The sequence below is a fragment of the Phytoactinopolyspora endophytica genome (assembly GCF_004138495.1).
GTDB classification, from domain to species: Bacteria; Actinomycetota; Actinomycetes; order Jiangellales; family Jiangellaceae; genus Phytoactinopolyspora; species Phytoactinopolyspora endophytica.
Map to the genome: position 1 here is coordinate 14,605 of NZ_ML142867.1, position 392 is coordinate 14,996.

General features: G+C 70.9%; 1 protein-coding gene. It reads left to right on the top strand.

Features of this window, described 5'->3' with window-relative positions; all coding sequences use genetic code 11:
- On the top strand, positions 1-316 hold a 316-nt coding region (locus ELR45_RS39300; protein ID WP_338069612.1), incomplete at its 5' end, for an oligopeptide/dipeptide ABC transporter ATP-binding protein.
- Between the last annotated feature and the right edge of the window lie 76 nt (positions 317-392).

Consider the following 392-nt stretch of genomic DNA (forward strand, 5'->3'; position numbering starts at 1 on the left):
GTACACGATCGGGCTCATGGCCGGGTTGCCGCGGCTGGACGCCGACCTCGAGCGGCTGGTTCCCATCCCTGGGGCACCGCCGAACCTCGCCGACCCGCCGTCCGGGTGCCGGTTCCACCCCCGCTGCGCAGTACGCAACGGGCGCGCGGTCTGCGTCAACGACTCACCGGCACTACTCGAGATAGCGCCGGACCATCGGTCCGCTTGCCACTTCGCCGGCGAGACCGTGGCCGAATTGGAGCGGGTCAGCGAACTCACCGGCGTCGCCCTGGCTGCCGACGGCTCGGCCGGTGACGGATCGACAGGAGACCTCTGATGACCACATCGACCCTGAACCGCCCCGACGGCACGCCCGCCGGGACCGGCGACGAGATCCTGCGCGTCGAAGACCT